Here is a 17,585-nt window from a genome sequence, read left to right on the forward strand (position 1 = left end):
TTTTAGCGAACAAAAAAACACGAAAAAATTACCGCACTTTCAAATAATTATTTATGCCAAAGCTGATTTGATATGATGATTTGATGAAAATTCACTATCTTTATCTCAAAAAATCTTCTAAAATTTACAAGATTTGTTAAATGTTTGTGAAAAGCAAATGTTGCCGTATTCGTGTTTAGCCTTGTCTAAACTAATATTCACTCAAAACAGATTAAGGAAAACCTATGTCTGAGATTTTAAAAAATGACGTTGATCCAATCGAAACACAAGATTGGTTGCAATCATTAGATTCATTAATTCGTGAAGAGGGCGTTGAACGTGCTCAATATATCGTTGAGCAAGTTATTGGTCAAGCACGCACAAGTGGTGTTTCATTGCCAACAGGGGTAACCACTGATTACGTGAATACTATTCCTGTGGCTGAACAACCTGCTTATCCAGGTGATCACGCCATCGAACGTCGTATTCGTTCAGCAGTACGTTGGAATGCGATCGCAATGGTTTTACGCAGTCAGAAGAAAGATCTTGATTTAGGTGGGCATATTTCCACTTTCCAATCTGCAGCAACAATGTATGAAGTGTGTTATAACCACTTCTTCAAAGCTGCAACAGAGAAAAACGGTGGCGACTTAATTTTCTTCCAAGGCCATGCAGCACCAGGTATGTATGCGCGTGCATTCTTAGAAGGTCGTTTAACTGAAGAACAAATGGATAACTTCCGTCAAGAAGCCTTTACGGACGGTTTATCTTCATATCCACACCCTAAATTAATGCCTGAATTTTGGCAATTCTCTACGGTTTCTATGGGTTTAGGCCCTGTAAACGCCATCTATCAAGCGCGTTTCTTAAAATACTTAGATAACCGTGGCTTAAAAGATACCAAAGATCAAAAAGTTTATGCGTTCTTAGGCGATGGCGAGATGGATGAAATTGAGTCTAAAGGAGCATTAACTTTCGCAGCACGTGAAAAATTAGATAACTTAATTTTCACTATTAGCTGTAACTTACAACGTTTAGATGGCCCTGTGAATGGTAATGGTAAAATCGTTCAAGAATTAGAAGGATTATTTACTGGTGCTGGCTGGGAAGTCATTAAAGTTTTATGGGGCAGCGATTGGGATAAATTATTCGCTAAAGATACTTCAGGTAAATTAACTCAGTTAATGATGGAAGTGGTTGATGGCGACTATTTAACCTTTAAATCTAAAGATGGTGCGTATATTCGTGAACACTTCTTCGGTCGTTACCCAGAAACTGCGGCATTAGTAGCAGATATGACCGATGATGAAATTTGGGCATTACGCCGTGGTGCACACGATAGCGAAAAATTATATGCAGCCTATGTAAAAGCACAAAATGCAACGAAACCAGTTGTAATTTTAGCCCATCAAGTTAAAGGTTATAAAATTCCTGAAGCGGAAAGTAAAAATACCGCTCACCAATCTAAAAAAATGTCTTACGAAAGCCTTAAAGGTTTCCGTGACTTCTTTGAACTACCATTAACCGATGAACAAGTAGAAAAATTAGAATACATTAAATTTGCTGAAGGCACACCTGAGTATGAATATTTACATGGTCATCGTAAAGCATTAAACGGTTATGTTCCTGCTCGTCGTACTAAATTTGATGTTGAATATAAAGTTCCTGCATTAGAAGAGTTTAAAGCATTATTAGAAGAACAACCACGTGGTATTTCAACCACTATGGCGTTTACTCGTGCATTAAACATCTTATTAAAAGATAAAAACATTGGTAAAACTATCGTTCCGATGATTGCGGATGAAGCGCGTACATTCGGTATGGAAGGTTTATTCCGTCAAGTAGGAATTTATAATCCTCACGGTCAAAACTATGTGCCTTCAGATCGTGACTTAGTTGCTTACTACCGCGAAGCAAAAGATGGTCAAGTTCTACAAGAAGGTATCAATGAATTAGGTGCAACCGCATCTTGGTTAGCTGCAGCAAATTCATATTCTGTCAATAACCAACCGATGATCCCATTCTTTATTTATTACTCAATGTTTGGTTTCCAACGCGTAGGCGATTTAATGTGGGCAGCGGGAGACCAATTAGCGCGTGGCTTTATGGTAGGGGGTACTTCTGGTCGTACAACCTTAAATGGCGAAGGTTTACAACACGAAGATGGTCACAGCCATATTCAAGCTGGCGTTATTCCTAATTGCGTTACTTACGATCCATCATTCGCATTTGAAGTCGCTGTAATTATGCAAGACGGTATTAACCGTATGTACGGCGAAAAACAAGAAGATGTGTTCTATTATATGACTACATTAAATGAAGTGATGGATCAACCTGCAATGCCAGCTGGTGCGGAAGAAGGTATCCGCAAAGGTTTATATAAATTTGAAACAGTGGAAGGCAAAAAAGGCAAAGGTCACGTTCAATTGTTAGGTTCTGGTGCGATTATGCGTCACGTGCGTGAAGCAGCACAAATTCTTGCAAAAGATTATGGCGTTACATCAGATGTATTCTCTGCCCCATCTTTCAATGAATTGGCTCGTGAAGGTCACGATGTGGCACGTTGGAACTTATTACACCCAACAGAGACACAACGTGTGCCTTATGTTACTCAAGTATTAGCTGATTTACCAACAGTTGCTTCAACTGACTATGTGAAAGGTTACGCTGATCAAATTCGTGCGTTCGTTCCAAATCGTCACTATCACGTATTAGGTACAGATGGTTTCGGTCGTTCAGATAGCCGTGCAAACTTACGTGAACACTTTGAAGTCGATGCTCGTTATGTGGTGGTTGCAGCACTTTCACAATTAGCAAAAGAAGGTACAGTTACTAATAAAGTAGTGGCTGATGCGATTGTAAAATTTGGCTTAAATGTAGATCGTATCAATCCGCTTTATGCGTAATTGATAAGAACGCGGTTAAAATTTTGGTAAATTTTGACCGCACTTTAAAAGGAACAAACAAATGTCAAAACAAATTAATATTCCAGATATTGGTAGCGATGAAGTTACCGTAACAGAAGTGATGGTAAATGTGGGAGATACTATTTCTGTTGATCAATCCATTATTAACGTTGAGGGCGATAAAGCTTCAATGGAAGTCCCTGTACCAGAAGCTGGTGTTGTAAAAGAAGTTTTAGTCAAAGTGGGCGATAAAGTTTCAACTGGTACTCCAATGCTTGTATTAGAAGCGGCAGGTGCTGCACCAGCAGCTGATGCACCTACTGCACCAGTGGTTGCTACCGCACCAACAGCTTCAGCTATTGTGGAAGTAAATGTGCCAGATATTGGATCTGATGAAGTCAATGTTACTGAAATTATGGTTAAAGTGGGCGATAGCGTTGAAGTTGATCAATCGATCATTAATGTTGAAGGCGATAAAGCTTCAATGGAAGTTCCTGCTCCAATCGCAGGTGTGGTAAAAGAAATTTTAATCAATGTCGGTGATCAAGTTTCAACTGGCAAATTGATTATGAAATTTGAAACCGCATCAGCTGCTCCAGTTGCTGCAACAGCACCTGCTCAAACTGCTGAGCCTGTAGTTGCTACAACATCTGCAATCAAAGATGTGAATGTGCCAGATATTGGTGGCGATGAAGTCAATGTAACCGAAATTATGGTCGCAGTTGGCGATACAATCACTGAAGAACAATCTTTAATTACCGTTGAAGGCGATAAAGCCTCAATGGAAGTTCCTGCTCCATTCGGCGGTGTGGTAAAAGAAATTCTAGTGAAATCAGGCGATAAAGTTTCAACTGGTTCATTAATTATGCGTTTTGAAGTAGCAGGTACAGCTCCAGCAGCAGCAACATCAGCATCAGCACCACAGGCAGCAGCTCCTGCACCTACTGCACAAGCACCTCAATCAAATAACAACGTATCTGGATTAAGCCAAGAACAAGTAGAAGCAAGTACAGGCTATGCACACGCAACACCTGTAATTCGTCGTTTAGCACGTGAATTTGGCGTAAACTTAGATAAAGTAAAAGGTACAGGTCGTAAAGGTCGTATCGTTAAAGAAGATATCGAAGCTTATGTGAAGACCGCAGTTAAAGCCTATGAAAGCGGTGCAACAGCCCAAGCATCAGGCAATGGCGTAGCAAACGGTGCTGGCTTAGGCTTATTGCCGTGGCCAAAAGTTGATTTCAGTAAATTTGGTGAAATTGAAGAAGTTGAATTAAGTCGTATCAACAAAATTTCAGGTGCTAACTTACATCGTAACTGGGTAATAATTCCACACGTTACTCACTTCGATAAAGCAGATATCACTGATTTAGAAGCCTTCCGTAAAGAACAAAATGTATTAGCAGAAAAACAAAAACTTGGTGTAAAAATCACGCCAGTTGTGTTTATTATGAAAGCAGCGGCAAAAGCATTAGAAGCCTACCCTCGTTTCAACAGCTCAATTACCGAAGATGCACAACGTTTAATCTTGAAAAAATACATTAATATTGGTGTTGCTGTAGATACTCCAAATGGCTTAGTCGTTCCAGTATTCAAAGATGTAAACAAGAAAGGCATCATTGAACTTTCACGTGAATTAATGGAAGTGTCGAAAAAAGCACGTGAAGGCAAATTGACTGCATCAGATATGCAAGGCGGCTGTTTTACTATTTCAAGTCTTGGTGGTATTGGTACAACTCACTTTGCGCCAATCGTAAATGCGCCAGAAGTAGCTATCCTCGGTGTGTCTAAATCATCAATGGAGCCAGTATGGAACGGTAAAGAATTTGCGCCACGCTTAATTCTTCCGATGTCATTATCATTTGACCACCGTGTCATTGATGGTGCAGATGGTGCTCGTTTCATTAGCTATCTTGGCTCTGTTTTAGCAGATTTACGCCGCTTAGTAATGTAATCCGTAGGTGGGTTCAGCCCACCTATTAATGAGATCTATTAGAAATCTTTGGTGGGCTGAAGCCCACCCTACAAAGACTACAAAGACCGTAAAAGTGCGGTCAATATTTTTAACGTTTTTACGAGGTAAAAATGAGTAAAGAAATTAAAACCCAAGTCGTTGTACTTGGTGCAGGTCCTGCAGGTTATTCAGCCGCATTCCGTTGTGCGGATTTAGGATTAGAAACTGTTATTGTTGAGCGTTATTCAACCTTAGGTGGGGTGTGTTTAAACGTAGGTTGTATTCCATCTAAAGCGTTATTACACGTTGCAAAAGTAATTGAAGAAGCAAAGCATGCTAATAAAAATGGTATTTACTTTAGTGAACCACGCATTGATCTAGATGAAGTGCGTGCAGGTAAAGAAGCCGTTGTTGCTAAATTAACAGGCGGTTTAGCGGGAATGGCAAAAGCACGTAAAGTGACTGTTGTTGAGGGTTTAGCGACTTTTACCGATTCTCACACATTAGTTGCGCGTGATCGCGATGGAAACCCAACGACTGTTAAATTCGACAATGCCATTATTGCGGCAGGTTCTCGTCCAGTTCAATTACCCTTTATCCCACACGAAGATCCACGTATTTGGGATTCAACAGATGCGCTTAAATTAAAAGAAGTACCGAAAAAACTACTTATTATGGGCGGTGGTATCATCGGCTTAGAAATGGGTACTGTATACAATGCTTTAGGTTCTGAAGTTGAAGTTGTTGAAATGTTCGACCAAGTGATTCCTGCAGCAGATAAAGATGTTGTTGGTATTTACACTAAACAAGTTGAGAAAAAATTTAAGTTAATGCTTGAAACCAAAGTGACGGCAGTTGCAGCAAAAGATGACGGCATCTATGTTTCAATGGAAGGCAAAGCATGCAATGACACCAAACGTTATGATGCGGTGCTTGTCGCTATCGGTCGTGTACCAAATGGTAAATTAATTGATGCAGGTAAAGCAGGTGTTGAAGTGGATGATCGTGGTTTTATTCACGTTGATAAACAAATGCGTACCAACGTGCCACATATCTACGCAATTGGGGATATTGTAGGTCAGCCAATGTTAGCACATAAAGGTGTTCACGAAGGTCACGTTGCCGCAGAAGTCATTGCGGGACAAAAACACTACTTCGATCCTAAAGTGATTCCATCCATAGCTTATACTGAACCAGAAGTAGCTTGGGTAGGTAAAACTGAGAAAGAATGTAAACAAGAAGGTTTAAACTACGAAGTCGCTAAATTCCCTTGGGCTGCATCAGGCCGCGCGATTGCTTCTGAATGTTCAGAAGGTATGACGAAGTTAATCTTTGATAAAGATACACATCGTGTACTGGGCGGTGCAATCGTTGGTTCTAATGGTGGCGAATTATTAGGAGAAATTGGTTTGGCAATTGAAATGGGTTGCGATGCAGAAGATATTGCATTAACTATCCACGCTCACCCAACTTTACACGAGTCTGTTGGTTTAGCCGCGGAAGTATTTGAAGGCTCAATCACTGACCTTCCAAATGCAAAAGCGAAGAAAAAATAATTTCTATTTAAGAAGTTTTAATTAATCTTAAATTGTAAATTCAAACTTAAATAAAAATCCCCAATAGGGGATTTTTATTTTCCTATATTTTTGTTTTTTTATGATAAAATACCGTCCTAAAAACGTTTATTTTTTTACCGCACTTTTGAGCATTATTTATGACTACACAACTTGATTTAATTAAATCTTCTATCAAATCAATTCCTAACTATCCAAAAGAAGGCATTATCTTCCGCGACATTACTACCCTTTTAGAAGTTCCAGCAGCTTTTAAAGCAACAATAGATCTTATTGTGGAACAATATCGAGACAAAGGAATCACAAAAGTACTTGGAACTGAATCTCGTGGTTTTATTTTTGGCGCACCGGTAGCTTTAGCCTTAGGATTGCCTTTTGAATTAGTACGTAAACCTAAAAAATTACCACGTGAGACTATTTCGCAATCTTATCAATTAGAATATGGTCAAGATACTTTAGAAATGCACGTTGATGCAATTTCACAAGGAGATAATGTTTTAATTATTGATGATTTATTAGCAACAGGTGGCACCGTTGAAGCAACGGTAAAATTAGTCCAACGTTTAGGTGGAACTGTAAAACACGCTGCATTTGTGATTAATTTACCTGAATTAGGTGGCGAAAAACGCTTAAATCATTTAGGTGTTGATTGCCATACACTCGTCAATTTTGAAGGTCACTAATTAAGGATTCGATGAGCTATCAAGTCTTAGCCAGAAAATGGCGACCAAAAACATTTGCTGATGTCGTTGGGCAAGAACACATTATCACGGCATTAGCAAATGGATTAAAAGATAATCGACTACATCACGCCTATCTCTTTTCTGGTACGCGTGGTGTAGGAAAAACCTCTATTGCTAGATTATTCGCAAAAGGATTAAATTGTGTTCACGGCGTAACAGCAACCCCTTGTGGAGAATGTGAAAATTGTAAAGCGATCGAGCAAGGCAATTTCATTGATTTAATTGAAATTGATGCGGCATCTCGCACAAAAGTTGAAGACACGCGTGAATTATTGGATAACGTGCAATATAAACCTGTTGTGGGAAGATTTAAGGTTTACTTAATCGATGAAGTCCATATGCTATCCCGTCATTCATTTAATGCGTTGCTCAAGACTTTGGAAGAACCGCCCGAATACGTAAAATTCTTACTCGCGACAACGGATCCACAAAAATTACCTGTAACTATTCTTTCTCGCTGTTTACAATTTCATCTTAAAGCATTAGATGAAACCCAAATCTCCCAGCATCTTGCCCATATTCTGACGCAAGAAAATATTCCTTTTGAAGAACCTGCATTAGTTAAACTTGCAAAAGCGGCGCAAGGAAGTATTCGTGATAGCTTAAGTTTAACGGATCAGGCCATTGCAATGGGCGACCGACAAGTTACAAATAGTGTTGTAAGCAATATGTTAGGGTTGCTTGATGATAACTATTCTGTTGATATTTTATACGCCTTACACCAAGGCAATGGCGAACTCTTAATGCGAACACTGCAAAGAGTTGCAGATGCAGCAGGTGATTGGGATAAATTACTTGGCGAATGTGCAGAAAAATTGCATCAAATTGCACTCATGCAACTTCTTCCACAAAAATCTTCAGATAACAATGAACATTTTTCATTTTTAGCCAAACATATCTCTCCAGAAGATGTTCAGTTTTTTTATCAAGTGATCATTTCTGGTAGAAAAGATTTATCAAATGCGCCAAATCGTCGTATTGGAGCAGAAATGACATTATTGAGGGCATTGGCATTCCACCCAAAGTTCCTTACGGCAGTACCAAAGGCTAACACTACAATTACTCCACCGCCATCAACGCCAAGTGCGGTTGAAAATACTGGTAATTATGTAGATGTGCCAGTACTGTCGCAAAGTATAAAATCAGCTTATTCTCAAGCAAAACCAAATAAAACGAGCATTCCAAATTTGGCAAGCCTTTCCGCTTTAGATGCGCTGGAACATTTAACACAACTCGAAAACCAAGAACGTCAAGAACACAAAGCTGAATCATTAGCTGCAGTAAGTGAGACTTTACATCACATCCAAGAACTGGACGAAGAAAAATCTCATAAAAAAATGACCGCACTTCCCGTGCGAGAAATGACTGAACCAAAGCCCAAGCACATAGAAAAACCAACATCACCACCAAATGCCACACAAGCTCCACAAGAAAATAGCACAGAAGAAAATTCAAGTGATGATAATGCAGAAGTTGCTCAAGATGAACAAGAAATCTTGAGTGCTGACACCTATCGTTGGGAATGGAGCAATCCAGAACTTGCTAAAGCCGATACAGGCGTTCGTCCTTCTGATATAAAACAGGCGATTTTAAAAGATATTACGCCTGAATTACGTTCAAAAATCATTACCCAAACTCAACAACAAGATGAGTGGGCAGATATAGTTGAACGTTCTGGCGTAACAGGATTTAGCAAAGAATTAGCGTTAAATTGTTTCTTACAAAGCAAAACCGATGATGAAATCAATCTTGGACTACATTCAGAAAAATCTCATTTACGCCAAGACAGAAGTATAAAAAATTTGGTTGAAGCTTTAAGTAAATTGCAAGGTAAAGATATTCGATTAACAATCAATCTTGATGATAGCAATGTCACGACGCCAATTGAATATCGCCGTAATATTTACCAAGCATTGCGGGAAAAAGCTCAAAATGAGTTGCAAAAAGATAACAAACTACAAATATTACTCAATGAGTTCGATGCAAAATTAGACGTAGAGAGTATTCGACCAGTTTAAAAATATTGTGTTTTCCCCTCACAATTTCCCTATCAAATTTATAAAACCATCAGAATATTTTTATTAAACTCTACCATTTTGTATGTTTTTAATCTAAAATTCGTCAATTTGTTTTTTAAGAGTCAAAAGGAGAGTGAAAATGAAACTAGTTGAAGTAAAACACCCACTTGTAAAACACAAACTAGGTGTGATGCGTGAAGCTGAGATTGATACAAAAAAATTCCGTGAACTGGCAACAGAAATTGGTAGCCTATTAACCTATGAAGCAACCTCTAATTTAGAAACTGAAAAAGTAACGATCAACAGTTGGAATGGCCCTGTAGAAATTGATCGAATTAAAGGTAAAAAAGTAACGGTTGTGCCAATTTTACGTGCTGGTTTAGGTATGATGGATGGTGTACTTGAACATGTACCAAGCGCACGTATCAGTGTAGTGGGAATCTACCGTAATGAAGAAACCCTTAAGCCAGTCCCTTATTTTCAAAAATTAGCCAGCGATTTAGAAGAACGTCTTGCAATTGTTGTCGATCCAATGCTTGCAACAGGCGGTTCTATGATTGCCACCCTCGATCTTTTAAAAGCAAAAGGTTGTAAACATATCAAAGTATTAGTATTGGTCGCTGCGCCAGAAGGAATTAAAGCTCTTGAGGCTGCGCACCCTGACATTGAACTCTACTGCGCTTCTATTGATAGCCATTTAAATGAACAAGGTTACATTATTCCGGGTCTTGGTGACGCGGGCGATAAAATTTTTGGGACAAAATAATCCCCAAAACAAGACGGCATTTAAGCCGTCTTTTTTCCGTGCGTGAAACACAAGAAAAACTGACCGCACTTTTAAGTTAATTCAAACAGAGAGTTGAAACTAAATGACAAACCAAACTTCTTCTTTTCCTTCGGAAAATCAAAGCAAATTAAAACAATCTTTCGTTGGCCTACAAATGCTCTTCGTCGCATTTGGTGCGCTTGTTCTTGTACCATTAATTACAGGCCTTGATTCCAATACGGCATTATTAACAGCAGGCGTTGGCACTCTACTTTTCCAATTTTGTACAGGCAAACAAGTGCCTATTTTCTTGGCATCATCTTTTGCCTTTATCGCGCCCATTCAATATGGTGTTCAAACTTGGGGTATTGCGACTACGATGGGCGGTTTAGCGTTTACTGGGCTTGTTTATTTCGCCTTGAGTACGTTAGTAAAATTACGGGGAGCAGAAGCACTACAACGTTTTTTCCCACCAGTGGTTGTTGGGCCAGTAATTATTATCATTGGCATGGGGCTTGCACCTATTGCGGTGGATATGTCCTTAGGCAAAAACAGTGCTTATGCGTATAACGATGCGGTATTAGTTTCAATGGTAACGCTTCTTACCACTTTATCTGTGGCAGTATTTGCCAAAGGATTGATGAAACTTATTCCAATAATGTTCGGTATTACCGCAGGCTATATTTTGTGTTTGTTTCTGGGTTTAATTAATTTCCAACCAGTGATTGATGCACCTTGGTTCAGTTTGCCAAAATTAACGACACCTGAATTTAACCTAGAAGCTATTCTTTATATGTTACCAATTGCTATTGCCCCTGCCGTAGAACACGTTGGTGGTATTATGGCGATTAGCTCTGTGACAGGTAAAGATTTTCTAAAAAAACCAGGATTACACCGCACTTTATTAGGCGATGGCGTCGCTACTGCTGCAGCTTCTTTAGTGGGCGGTCCGCCTAATACGACTTATGCGGAAGTTACTGGTGCTGTGATGCTAACACGCAACTTTAACCCCAATATTATGACTTGGGCTGCTGTTTGGGCTATTGCGATTTCATTCTGTGGAAAAGTAGGCGCATTCCTATCAACCATTCCAACGATTGTAATGGGTGGAATTATGATGCTTGTTTTCGGTTCAATCGCAGTCGTGGGCATTAGCACCTTAATTCGTGGCAAAGTTGATGTTACCGAAGCGCGTAATCTATGTATTATTTCTGTCGTAATGACATTTGGTATCGGCAATATGTTTGTAGATGTGGGTAACGTATCACTAAAAGGTATCAGCTTATGTGCGATTGTTGCTATCATCTTAAACCTTGTTTTACCGAAAGCAAAAAATGAAGTAGAATAATCCTCATTTCAAAGGGTTAAATTATCATTTAGCCCTTTCTTACTTAATCTGTACTACATAAACATTTGAATAAACAGCTTCCCTTACCCATTCATCAAATTGATGATGCCACATTAGAAAACTTTTACGGCGATAATAATCTTTTATTGCTTGATTCTTTACGCAAAAATTCATCTGATTTAAAACAACCGTTTTTCTACATTTGGGGAGATAAAGGCTCTGGTAAAACCCATTTACTTAGAGCATTCAGTAACGAATATTTAATCAATCAACGTACTGCTATTTATGTACCCCTTAGCAAATCTCAATATTTTTCTACCGCAGTTCTTGAAAATTTAGAACAGCAAGAATTGGTATGCTTAGATGATTTACAAAGCGTCATAGGAAATGATGAATGGGAATTAGCTATTTTTGATCTATTCAATCGAATTAAAGCAAGCGGAAAAACGCTGTTACTAATTAGTGCAGATAAATCTCCCTCCGCACTTTCTGTAAAATTACCTGATTTAAACTCTCGCTTGACTTGGGGGGAAATTTATCAATTAAATTCATTAACAGATGAACAAAAAGTCGAAGTACTACAGCATACAGCTTACCAACGAGGATTCCAATTATCTGACGAAACTGCAAATTTTTTAATTACACGACTAGCACGAGATATGCATACTTTATTTGAAGCACTTGATCTACTAGATAAAGCATCATTGCAAGCACAACGAAATCTCACAATTCCTTTTGTCAAAGAAATTTTAAACCTATAACAAAAAAGGCACTAATGTTGCCTTCTTAATCATCCACCTGATAATTTAACTTTAAACCCTTTTTGCTCTAATAATTGCTTGAGCAAATCTCGTTTTTCCCCTTGAATTTCAATAATACCATTTTTAACTGATCCGCCACATCCACAACGTTTCTTTAATTCTACAGCTAATTTTTTCAAATCCTCGTCAGATAAATCTAAACCAGTTATAACCGATACGCCCGCACCTTTCCTACCACTTGTTTGTTTTTGGATACGTACAACACCGTCTCCTTTTGGGCGAACTACAGAAGCCTTTTCCTCTTTAATTCGCCCCACATCTGTAGAATACACTAAAACAGAATCTGACATTTATGATTACCCAATAGATACATTAATAGAACGGAGAACCTCCGCAGGATTATCCGCTTGAGTTATAGGGCGTCCAATAACTAAATAATCTGAACCTGCACGAATTGCTGCAGTAGGCGTCATCACACGTCGTTGATCACCAAAATCAGTTCCTATTGGACGAATCCCCGGTGTAACTAATTTAAACTCTTTACCACAAGTATTACGTAAAATTTCAACTTCTTGAGGGGAACAGACTACACCATCTAAACCCGCCCGTTGGGTTAAATGAGCTAAGCGTAAAACTTGTTCCATTGGCGATGCATTAATCCCAATTTGTAATAAATCCAAATCTTCCATACTGGTTAATACCGTCACGGCAATAAGCAATGGTGCATCTTTCCCATAAGGTTCAAGAATTTTCTTCGCCTCTTCCATCATACGCAAGCCACCACTTGCGTGTAAATCCACCATCCATACGCCTAAATCAGCAGCAGAACGAACTGCTCTTGCTACCGTATTTGGAATATCGTGATATTTAAGATCCAAAAAAACATCAAAGTTACGTTGATGTAATTGTTTTACAAAATTAATACCAAGTGTAGTAAACATTTCTTTACCCACTTTTAATCGACACAAACTTGGATCAATTTGATCAACTAAAGCAAGAGCCTCTGCTTCTTTCTCATAATCCAATGCCACAATAATTTTGCTTGTCATAATATTACCTCACTGAGTATCAATTAATTATGTTCTTGATTTGAAACCGGTTTAATACTTTCCCATTGACGGCAAGATGGGCAATTCCACAATAGCTTATGAATTTGATAACCACAATTTGTACAACGATAAGGCGATGTTTGCTTAATCCTTTCGCCAACCATTTTATGTAATAAAATTAAGCTTTCTTTTCCCCGCCCGTCTTCTGCATCATCAATTTGATACTGCATAAAACGATGGAAAATTAAAGTACTTGGATTTTTTGTAAGTTGTTGATAAAGCTTAGCTTGCGCAGCAGACTTACCATCTTTTTCTTCAATTAATTTGACTAGAGCTAGTTCTACTTCATCATTATTAATAATTTGACCTGCACGAATTAAAAATAACTCAAAATTATCTAACTGATTTAATTCTTCATAACAATGTTTTAAAGGTGACAAAATTTCACCCGTATAATCTGGATTTTGCTCCAAAACATTTTCTAAAATTTCTACTGCTTGTTGATATTGACCGTCAAGCATTGCTAAATTTGCAAGCAATAAAGAAGCGCGAACACAAGTCGGAGAAACCGACAAAGCCTTTTGTAAAACACTGCGTTTTTCAACCGCACTTTCAGGCTCTAAACTTTGTGAATATTCACAATAACATTGCGCAAGTTCAATATTATTCTCTTGTGGCTTTATTTTAGCGAGTTTTTCAGCAATATTGACTGCTTTTTTCCATTCTTTTGTTTTTTGATAAATCACTAAAAGTTGCTGTAAAGCATTTTCTGCAAATTCAGGTTCATCTACTAGTAAAATATAAAGATTCTCAGCACGGTCAAAAAAACCAACCACCATAAAATCTCGAGCAAGCTGTTGTTTTGCAAGTAATTTTTGTTCAAAAGTATAATTAGGACTAAGATCTAAAGCTTGATGAATACGCAATGCACGATCAACTTCGCCTCGAGAACGAAACAGATTACCAAGTGTAAGCTCGGCTTCAAATTGGGAGTGGCTTTCGATTTCATTTTCGATTTCTTGCTTTTGCAACATATCTAAAAACAAATCTACAGCTTTATCAGTTTGATTAGAAAGTAAAAAATTCACTCCCGTAACATAATCTCGGGAGAGTTTATTACTTATGTCATCTTGATCTTTCTTCGCACTACGCCGTCCCATATACCAGCCATAGGCAGCAGCAATAGGCAATAATAGAAAGAGTAATTCTATCATTAAGCGACCTTATCGCGCGTAGTCGTCAATTCATTGATTTGTAAAGTCTGACGTTTCACTTGACGAGCTAGTGCCATATTTTTTAATTTTAACTTAATATAGAAAAAAGCAGTAATTAGCCAACCAAGAATTAAACCTAACCCAAATAAAATAGCAACGAGGCTTGAAAGCTGAAACTGACTTTCTGCCACAATATAATTAAATGTAATAATCTGATCGTTATTCGCACCAATAGTAATTGCAACTAACACAATCGCAATAAAGATCACAATGCCTAAAATATATTTAATCATTTCATTTCCTTTAAAATATTTGTAACCCAAAATAAACTTTTTAATCAAAAATATTTTATATTAAATTTTAATCAATTAAGCCTGAACATCCACTCTAGCTTTTAATTCTTTACCCGCTTTAAAATATGGAACAGACTTAGCTGATAAGTTTACTGAATCGCCTGTTTTCGGATTTCTTCCCAAACGTGGTTGCCGATGATGTAAAGAAAAGCTACCAAAACCTCGAATTTCAACACGATCACCATTTTCAAGAGATTGAGAAATAAACTCTAAAATATCTTTTACCATATTTTCAATTTCTTTTGCAGGTAAAGTCGGCTGTTTTGCTAACAATTTTTCTATAAGTTCTGACTTAGTCATCGTCTATGCTTCCTTAATATTATTTAAATTAAGATCTATTGATAATAAATTACACAAATATATTAGCAATAACTCCTAACAAATAAGGCTGGACATCAGCCCAGCCTTATTACGTGAATTAATTATTCACCTTTAGCTGCTTTAAATGCTTCAGCCATTGCATTTGGAATAACAACATCTTCTTGTTTGTTATTTACGCTTGCAACTGCCGCAGCTTCTTCAGCTTGATCTTTTGCTTTCACTGATAAGTGAACAATACGAGATTTACGATCTACCCCAGTATATTTCGCTTCAACAACATCGCCAACAGCTACTTCATTTGTTAAATCAGCAGAACGGATATAACCTTCAACACCACCTGCTAATTCAACTTTAGCACCTTTAGCATCTGCTTCAACAATAGTTGCAGATACTACCGCACCTTTTTTGTTGATTGCGACGAAGTTATTGAATGGATCTTCTTCAAGTTGTTTAATACCTAAAGAGATACGTTCTTTTACTGCATCAACAGCTAATACAACAGCTGACACTTCGTCACCTTTTTTGTATTGACGAACAGCTTCTTCGCCTGAAATACTCCAAGAAATATCAGATAAGTGAACTAAACCATCGATACCACCTTCAAGACCGATGAAGATACCGAAATCAGTGATAGACTTGATTTTACCCGTTACTTTATCGCCTTTGTTGTGAGTATCAGCAAATTGAGTCCAAGGGTTAGCTTTACATTGTTTTAAGCCTAAAGAAATACGACGACGTTCTTCATCAATTTCTAATACCATTACTTCTACAGTATCGCCTAAGCTAACCACTTTAGATGGGTGGATATTTTTATTAGTCCAATCCATTTCAGAAACGTGAACTAAACCTTCAACGCCATCTAAGATTTCAACGAAACAGCCATAGTCAGTTAAGTTAGTTACTTTACCTGTTAATTTGCTGTTTACTGGATGATTTTCAGCAATTGCTGCCCATGGATCTTGACCTAATTGTTTTAAGCCTAAAGATACACGAGTACGATCTTTATCGAATTTTAATACTTTAACAGTTACTTCATCGCCAACATTTACGATTTCACTTGGGTGTTTAACACGTTTCCAAGCCATATCTGTGATGTGTAATAAACCATCAACACCACCAAGATCAACGAATGCACCGTACTCAGTTAAGTTTTTAACGATACCTTTAACTTCTGAACCTTCAACAAGATTTTCTAATACTTGTTCACGTTCTTGGCTGTTTTCAGATTCAATTACTGCACGACGAGAAACAACAACGTTGTTACGTTTTTGATCTAATTTGATTACTTTGAATTCTAATTCTTTACCAAGTAAGTGATCTGCTTCACGCGCTGGACGAGTATCAACTAAAGAACCTGGTAAGAATGCACGAACACCGTTTAACTCAACTGTGAAGCCACCTTTCACTTTGCCGTTGATTAAACCGATAACGGTCGCTTTTTCTTCGTAAGCTTTTTCTAATTCAATCCAAGATTCGTGACGAACAGCTTTCTCACGAGAAAGTTTAGTTTCGCCGAAACCATCTTCAACTGCATCTAAAGCAACATTTACAGTATCGCCAACTTGGATTTCAAGTTCGCCTTGTGCATTTAAAAATTCAGCAACTGGAATTGCAGACTCAGATTTTAAACCTGCATCAACAAGCACAAAGCCTTTTTGGATAGCTACTACAGTACCGCCAACGATTGAACCTTGACGAGTTTCAAGGCCTTTTAATGATTCTTCAAAAAGTTGAGCAAAAGATTCTGACATATAAATAATCTTCTTAATTTAAGTTAATAACATCCACATTAAAATCCATAAAATGCGGGGTTGAGGATAAATGCTTATTCTTCCTTGAACAAACAGTTAAATCTAAACTAATACCTTTTCTTGAATATAAGCTAACGCCTTATCGATCACTTCATCGATACTCAAGCTTGTGCTATCCAATAATAAAGCATCATCTGCTGGTTTTAGCGGCGCAACTTCACGATTTCTATCACGAAAATCACGCTCTTTTATCTCGGCTAAAATCTGTGCAAAGTTACCATTTATTCCTTTATTTTGCAACTGTTTATAGCGTCTTTTTGCACGTTCTTCAGCACTTGCATCTAAAAATAATTTTACTTGTGCATTTGGGAATACAACTGTTCCCATATCTCTACCATCCGCAATTAATCCATCATTTTTCGCAAAATCTTGCTGAAGTTGTAATAAAGCTGACCGCACTTTTTGAAAAACTGCTACTTTTGACGCAGCATCTGCCACTTCTTGCGTGCGAATTAAACGGCTCACATCCATTCCTGCAAGCAAAATGTTTACCTCGCCATTTTGAGGAATAAATTGAATATCTAAATGACGTGCTAATTCTGCTAAATCTGTTTCATTTGTTAGATCAGTTTTACGTTGCAACGCTGCCAATGCAGTAACGCGATAAATCGCCCCACTATCCAACAGTGCATAGCCCAACTTTTCAGCCAACGCGTAACAAAGCGTCCCTTTCCCAGCACCACTAGGCCCATCAACAGTAATAATCATTCCCATACAAATTATCCTTTCATTATCAAAATTTTGCGCATTATAGAGACAATTTCCCCTCATTACCATCCTAGAGATTA

15 protein-coding genes are annotated in these 17,585 nt (G+C 37.9%); 8 read left to right on the forward strand and 7 right to left on the reverse strand.

Annotated elements, in window-relative coordinates:
• Positions 1–224 precede the first annotated feature (224 nt).
• The 8 genes from aceE (at position 225) to hda (ending at position 12,049) form a co-directional block, all read left to right on the forward strand.
• Entirely contained in the window at positions 225–2,885 is a 2,661-nt protein-coding gene (gene aceE / locus ACPT9C_RS07795) for a pyruvate dehydrogenase (acetyl-transferring), homodimeric type (RefSeq protein WP_050948486.1), read from the forward strand.
• Positions 2,886–2,946: 61 nt separating this feature from the next.
• Positions 2,947–4,839 carry a pyruvate dehydrogenase complex dihydrolipoyllysine-residue acetyltransferase gene (aceF, locus tag ACPT9C_RS07800; protein WP_423717253.1) on the forward strand — a complete coding sequence of 631 codons (1,893 nt, stop codon included), beginning with the start codon at positions 2,947–2,949 and terminating at the stop codon, positions 4,837–4,839.
• A 131-nt stretch (positions 4,840–4,970) separates the two neighbouring features.
• Positions 4,971–6,395, forward strand: a complete 1,425-nt coding sequence (gene lpdA, locus ACPT9C_RS07805; RefSeq protein ID WP_005657612.1) for a dihydrolipoyl dehydrogenase — start codon at positions 4,971–4,973, stop codon at positions 6,393–6,395.
• Positions 6,396–6,553: 158 nt separating this feature from the next.
• Positions 6,554–7,096 (forward strand): adenine phosphoribosyltransferase, encoded by a 543-nt coding sequence (gene apt / locus ACPT9C_RS07810; RefSeq protein ID WP_014550691.1) that lies wholly within the window; start codon positions 6,554–6,556, stop codon positions 7,094–7,096.
• Positions 7,097–7,107: 11 nt separating this feature from the next.
• Positions 7,108–9,174, forward strand: a complete 2,067-nt coding sequence (dnaX, locus tag ACPT9C_RS07815; RefSeq protein WP_050948488.1) for a DNA polymerase III subunit gamma/tau — start codon at positions 7,108–7,110, stop codon at positions 9,172–9,174.
• A gap of 139 nt (positions 9,175–9,313) precedes the next feature.
• Positions 9,314–9,940, forward strand: coding sequence for a uracil phosphoribosyltransferase (gene upp / locus ACPT9C_RS07820; protein ID WP_050948489.1), 627 nt, complete (start codon positions 9,314–9,316; stop codon positions 9,938–9,940).
• Between the two features lie 103 nt (positions 9,941–10,043).
• Positions 10,044–11,288: a nucleobase:cation symporter-2 family protein gene (locus ACPT9C_RS07825; RefSeq protein ID WP_050948490.1), complete on the forward strand. Its 1,245-nt coding sequence runs from the start codon at positions 10,044–10,046 to the stop codon at positions 11,286–11,288.
• A 65-nt stretch (positions 11,289–11,353) separates the two neighbouring features.
• Entirely contained in the window at positions 11,354–12,049 is a 696-nt protein-coding gene (hda, locus tag ACPT9C_RS07830; protein ID WP_005689548.1) for a DnaA regulatory inactivator Hda, read from the forward strand.
• Between the two features lie 29 nt (positions 12,050–12,078).
• On the opposite strand, the gene yciH is transcribed toward hda, so the two are convergent.
• The 7 genes from yciH to cmk all read right to left on the reverse strand — a co-directional run bounded on the left by yciH (position 12,079) and on the right by cmk (position 17,511).
• Complete coding sequence (gene yciH, locus ACPT9C_RS07835) at positions 12,079–12,399, reverse strand: stress response translation initiation inhibitor YciH (RefSeq protein WP_005657626.1); 321 nt, start codon at positions 12,397–12,399, stop codon at positions 12,079–12,081.
• A 6-nt stretch (positions 12,400–12,405) separates the two neighbouring features.
• The gene (gene pyrF / locus ACPT9C_RS07840) at positions 12,406–13,098 is read right to left on the reverse strand and encodes an orotidine-5'-phosphate decarboxylase (protein WP_005657628.1); all 693 of its coding nucleotides are present in this window, start codon (positions 13,096–13,098) and stop codon (positions 12,406–12,408) included.
• A 23-nt stretch (positions 13,099–13,121) separates the two neighbouring features.
• Positions 13,122–14,312, reverse strand: coding sequence for a lipopolysaccharide assembly protein LapB (gene lapB, locus ACPT9C_RS07845; RefSeq protein WP_005652936.1), 1,191 nt, complete (start codon positions 14,310–14,312; stop codon positions 13,122–13,124).
• Entirely contained in the window at positions 14,312–14,605 is a 294-nt protein-coding gene (locus ACPT9C_RS07850; RefSeq protein ID WP_005652934.1) for a LapA family protein, read from the reverse strand. Before ACPT9C_RS07850 ends, lapB begins: the two co-directional genes overlap by 1 nt.
• 75 nt (positions 14,606–14,680) lie before the next feature.
• Positions 14,681–14,965, reverse strand: coding sequence for an integration host factor subunit beta (locus ACPT9C_RS07855; protein WP_005652932.1), 285 nt, complete (start codon positions 14,963–14,965; stop codon positions 14,681–14,683).
• A 122-nt stretch (positions 14,966–15,087) separates the two neighbouring features.
• On the reverse strand, positions 15,088–16,737 hold the full coding sequence (gene rpsA, locus ACPT9C_RS07860; protein ID WP_050948491.1) for a 30S ribosomal protein S1: 1,650 nt from the start codon (positions 16,735–16,737) through the stop codon (positions 15,088–15,090).
• 102 nt (positions 16,738–16,839) lie between these two features.
• Entirely contained in the window at positions 16,840–17,511 is a 672-nt protein-coding gene (gene cmk / locus ACPT9C_RS07865; protein WP_050948492.1) for a (d)CMP kinase, read from the reverse strand.
• Positions 17,512–17,585: the final 74 nt, after the last annotated feature.

Origin of the sequence: Haemophilus sp. HN_Hi16 (assembly GCF_049823435.1) — a bacterium.
GTDB classification, from domain to species: Bacteria; Pseudomonadota; Gammaproteobacteria; order Enterobacterales; family Pasteurellaceae; genus Haemophilus; species Haemophilus influenzae_D.

Excerpts from the sequence above, each read along its gene's own strand:
- aceE (WP_050948486.1), top strand. The coding sequence starts at position 225 with ATGTCTGAGATTTTAAAAAATGACGTTGATCCAATCGAAACACAAGAT.
- aceF (WP_423717253.1), top strand. The coding sequence starts at position 2,947 with ATGTCAAAACAAATTAATATTCCAGATATTGGTAGCGATGAAGTTACC.
- lpdA (WP_005657612.1), top strand. The coding sequence starts at position 4,971 with ATGAGTAAAGAAATTAAAACCCAAGTCGTTGTACTTGGTGCAGGTCCT.
- apt (WP_014550691.1), top strand. The coding sequence starts at position 6,554 with ATGACTACACAACTTGATTTAATTAAATCTTCTATCAAATCAATTCCT.
- dnaX (WP_050948488.1), top strand. The coding sequence starts at position 7,108 with ATGAGCTATCAAGTCTTAGCCAGAAAATGGCGACCAAAAACATTTGCT.
- upp (WP_050948489.1), top strand. The coding sequence starts at position 9,314 with ATGAAACTAGTTGAAGTAAAACACCCACTTGTAAAACACAAACTAGGT.
- ACPT9C_RS07825 (WP_050948490.1), top strand. The coding sequence starts at position 10,044 with ATGACAAACCAAACTTCTTCTTTTCCTTCGGAAAATCAAAGCAAATTA.
- yciH (WP_005657626.1), bottom strand. The coding sequence starts at position 12,399 with ATGTCAGATTCTGTTTTAGTGTATTCTACAGATGTGGGGCGAATTAAA.
- pyrF (WP_005657628.1), bottom strand. The coding sequence starts at position 13,098 with ATGACAAGCAAAATTATTGTGGCATTGGATTATGAGAAAGAAGCAGAG.
- lapB (WP_005652936.1), bottom strand. The coding sequence starts at position 14,312 with ATGATAGAATTACTCTTTCTATTATTGCCTATTGCTGCTGCCTATGGC.
- ACPT9C_RS07850 (WP_005652934.1), bottom strand. The coding sequence starts at position 14,605 with ATGATTAAATATATTTTAGGCATTGTGATCTTTATTGCGATTGTGTTA.
- ACPT9C_RS07855 (WP_005652932.1), bottom strand. The coding sequence starts at position 14,965 with ATGACTAAGTCAGAACTTATAGAAAAATTGTTAGCAAAACAGCCGACT.
- rpsA (WP_050948491.1), bottom strand. The coding sequence starts at position 16,737 with ATGTCAGAATCTTTTGCTCAACTTTTTGAAGAATCATTAAAAGGCCTT.
- cmk (WP_050948492.1), bottom strand. The coding sequence starts at position 17,511 with ATGGGAATGATTATTACTGTTGATGGGCCTAGTGGTGCTGGGAAAGGG.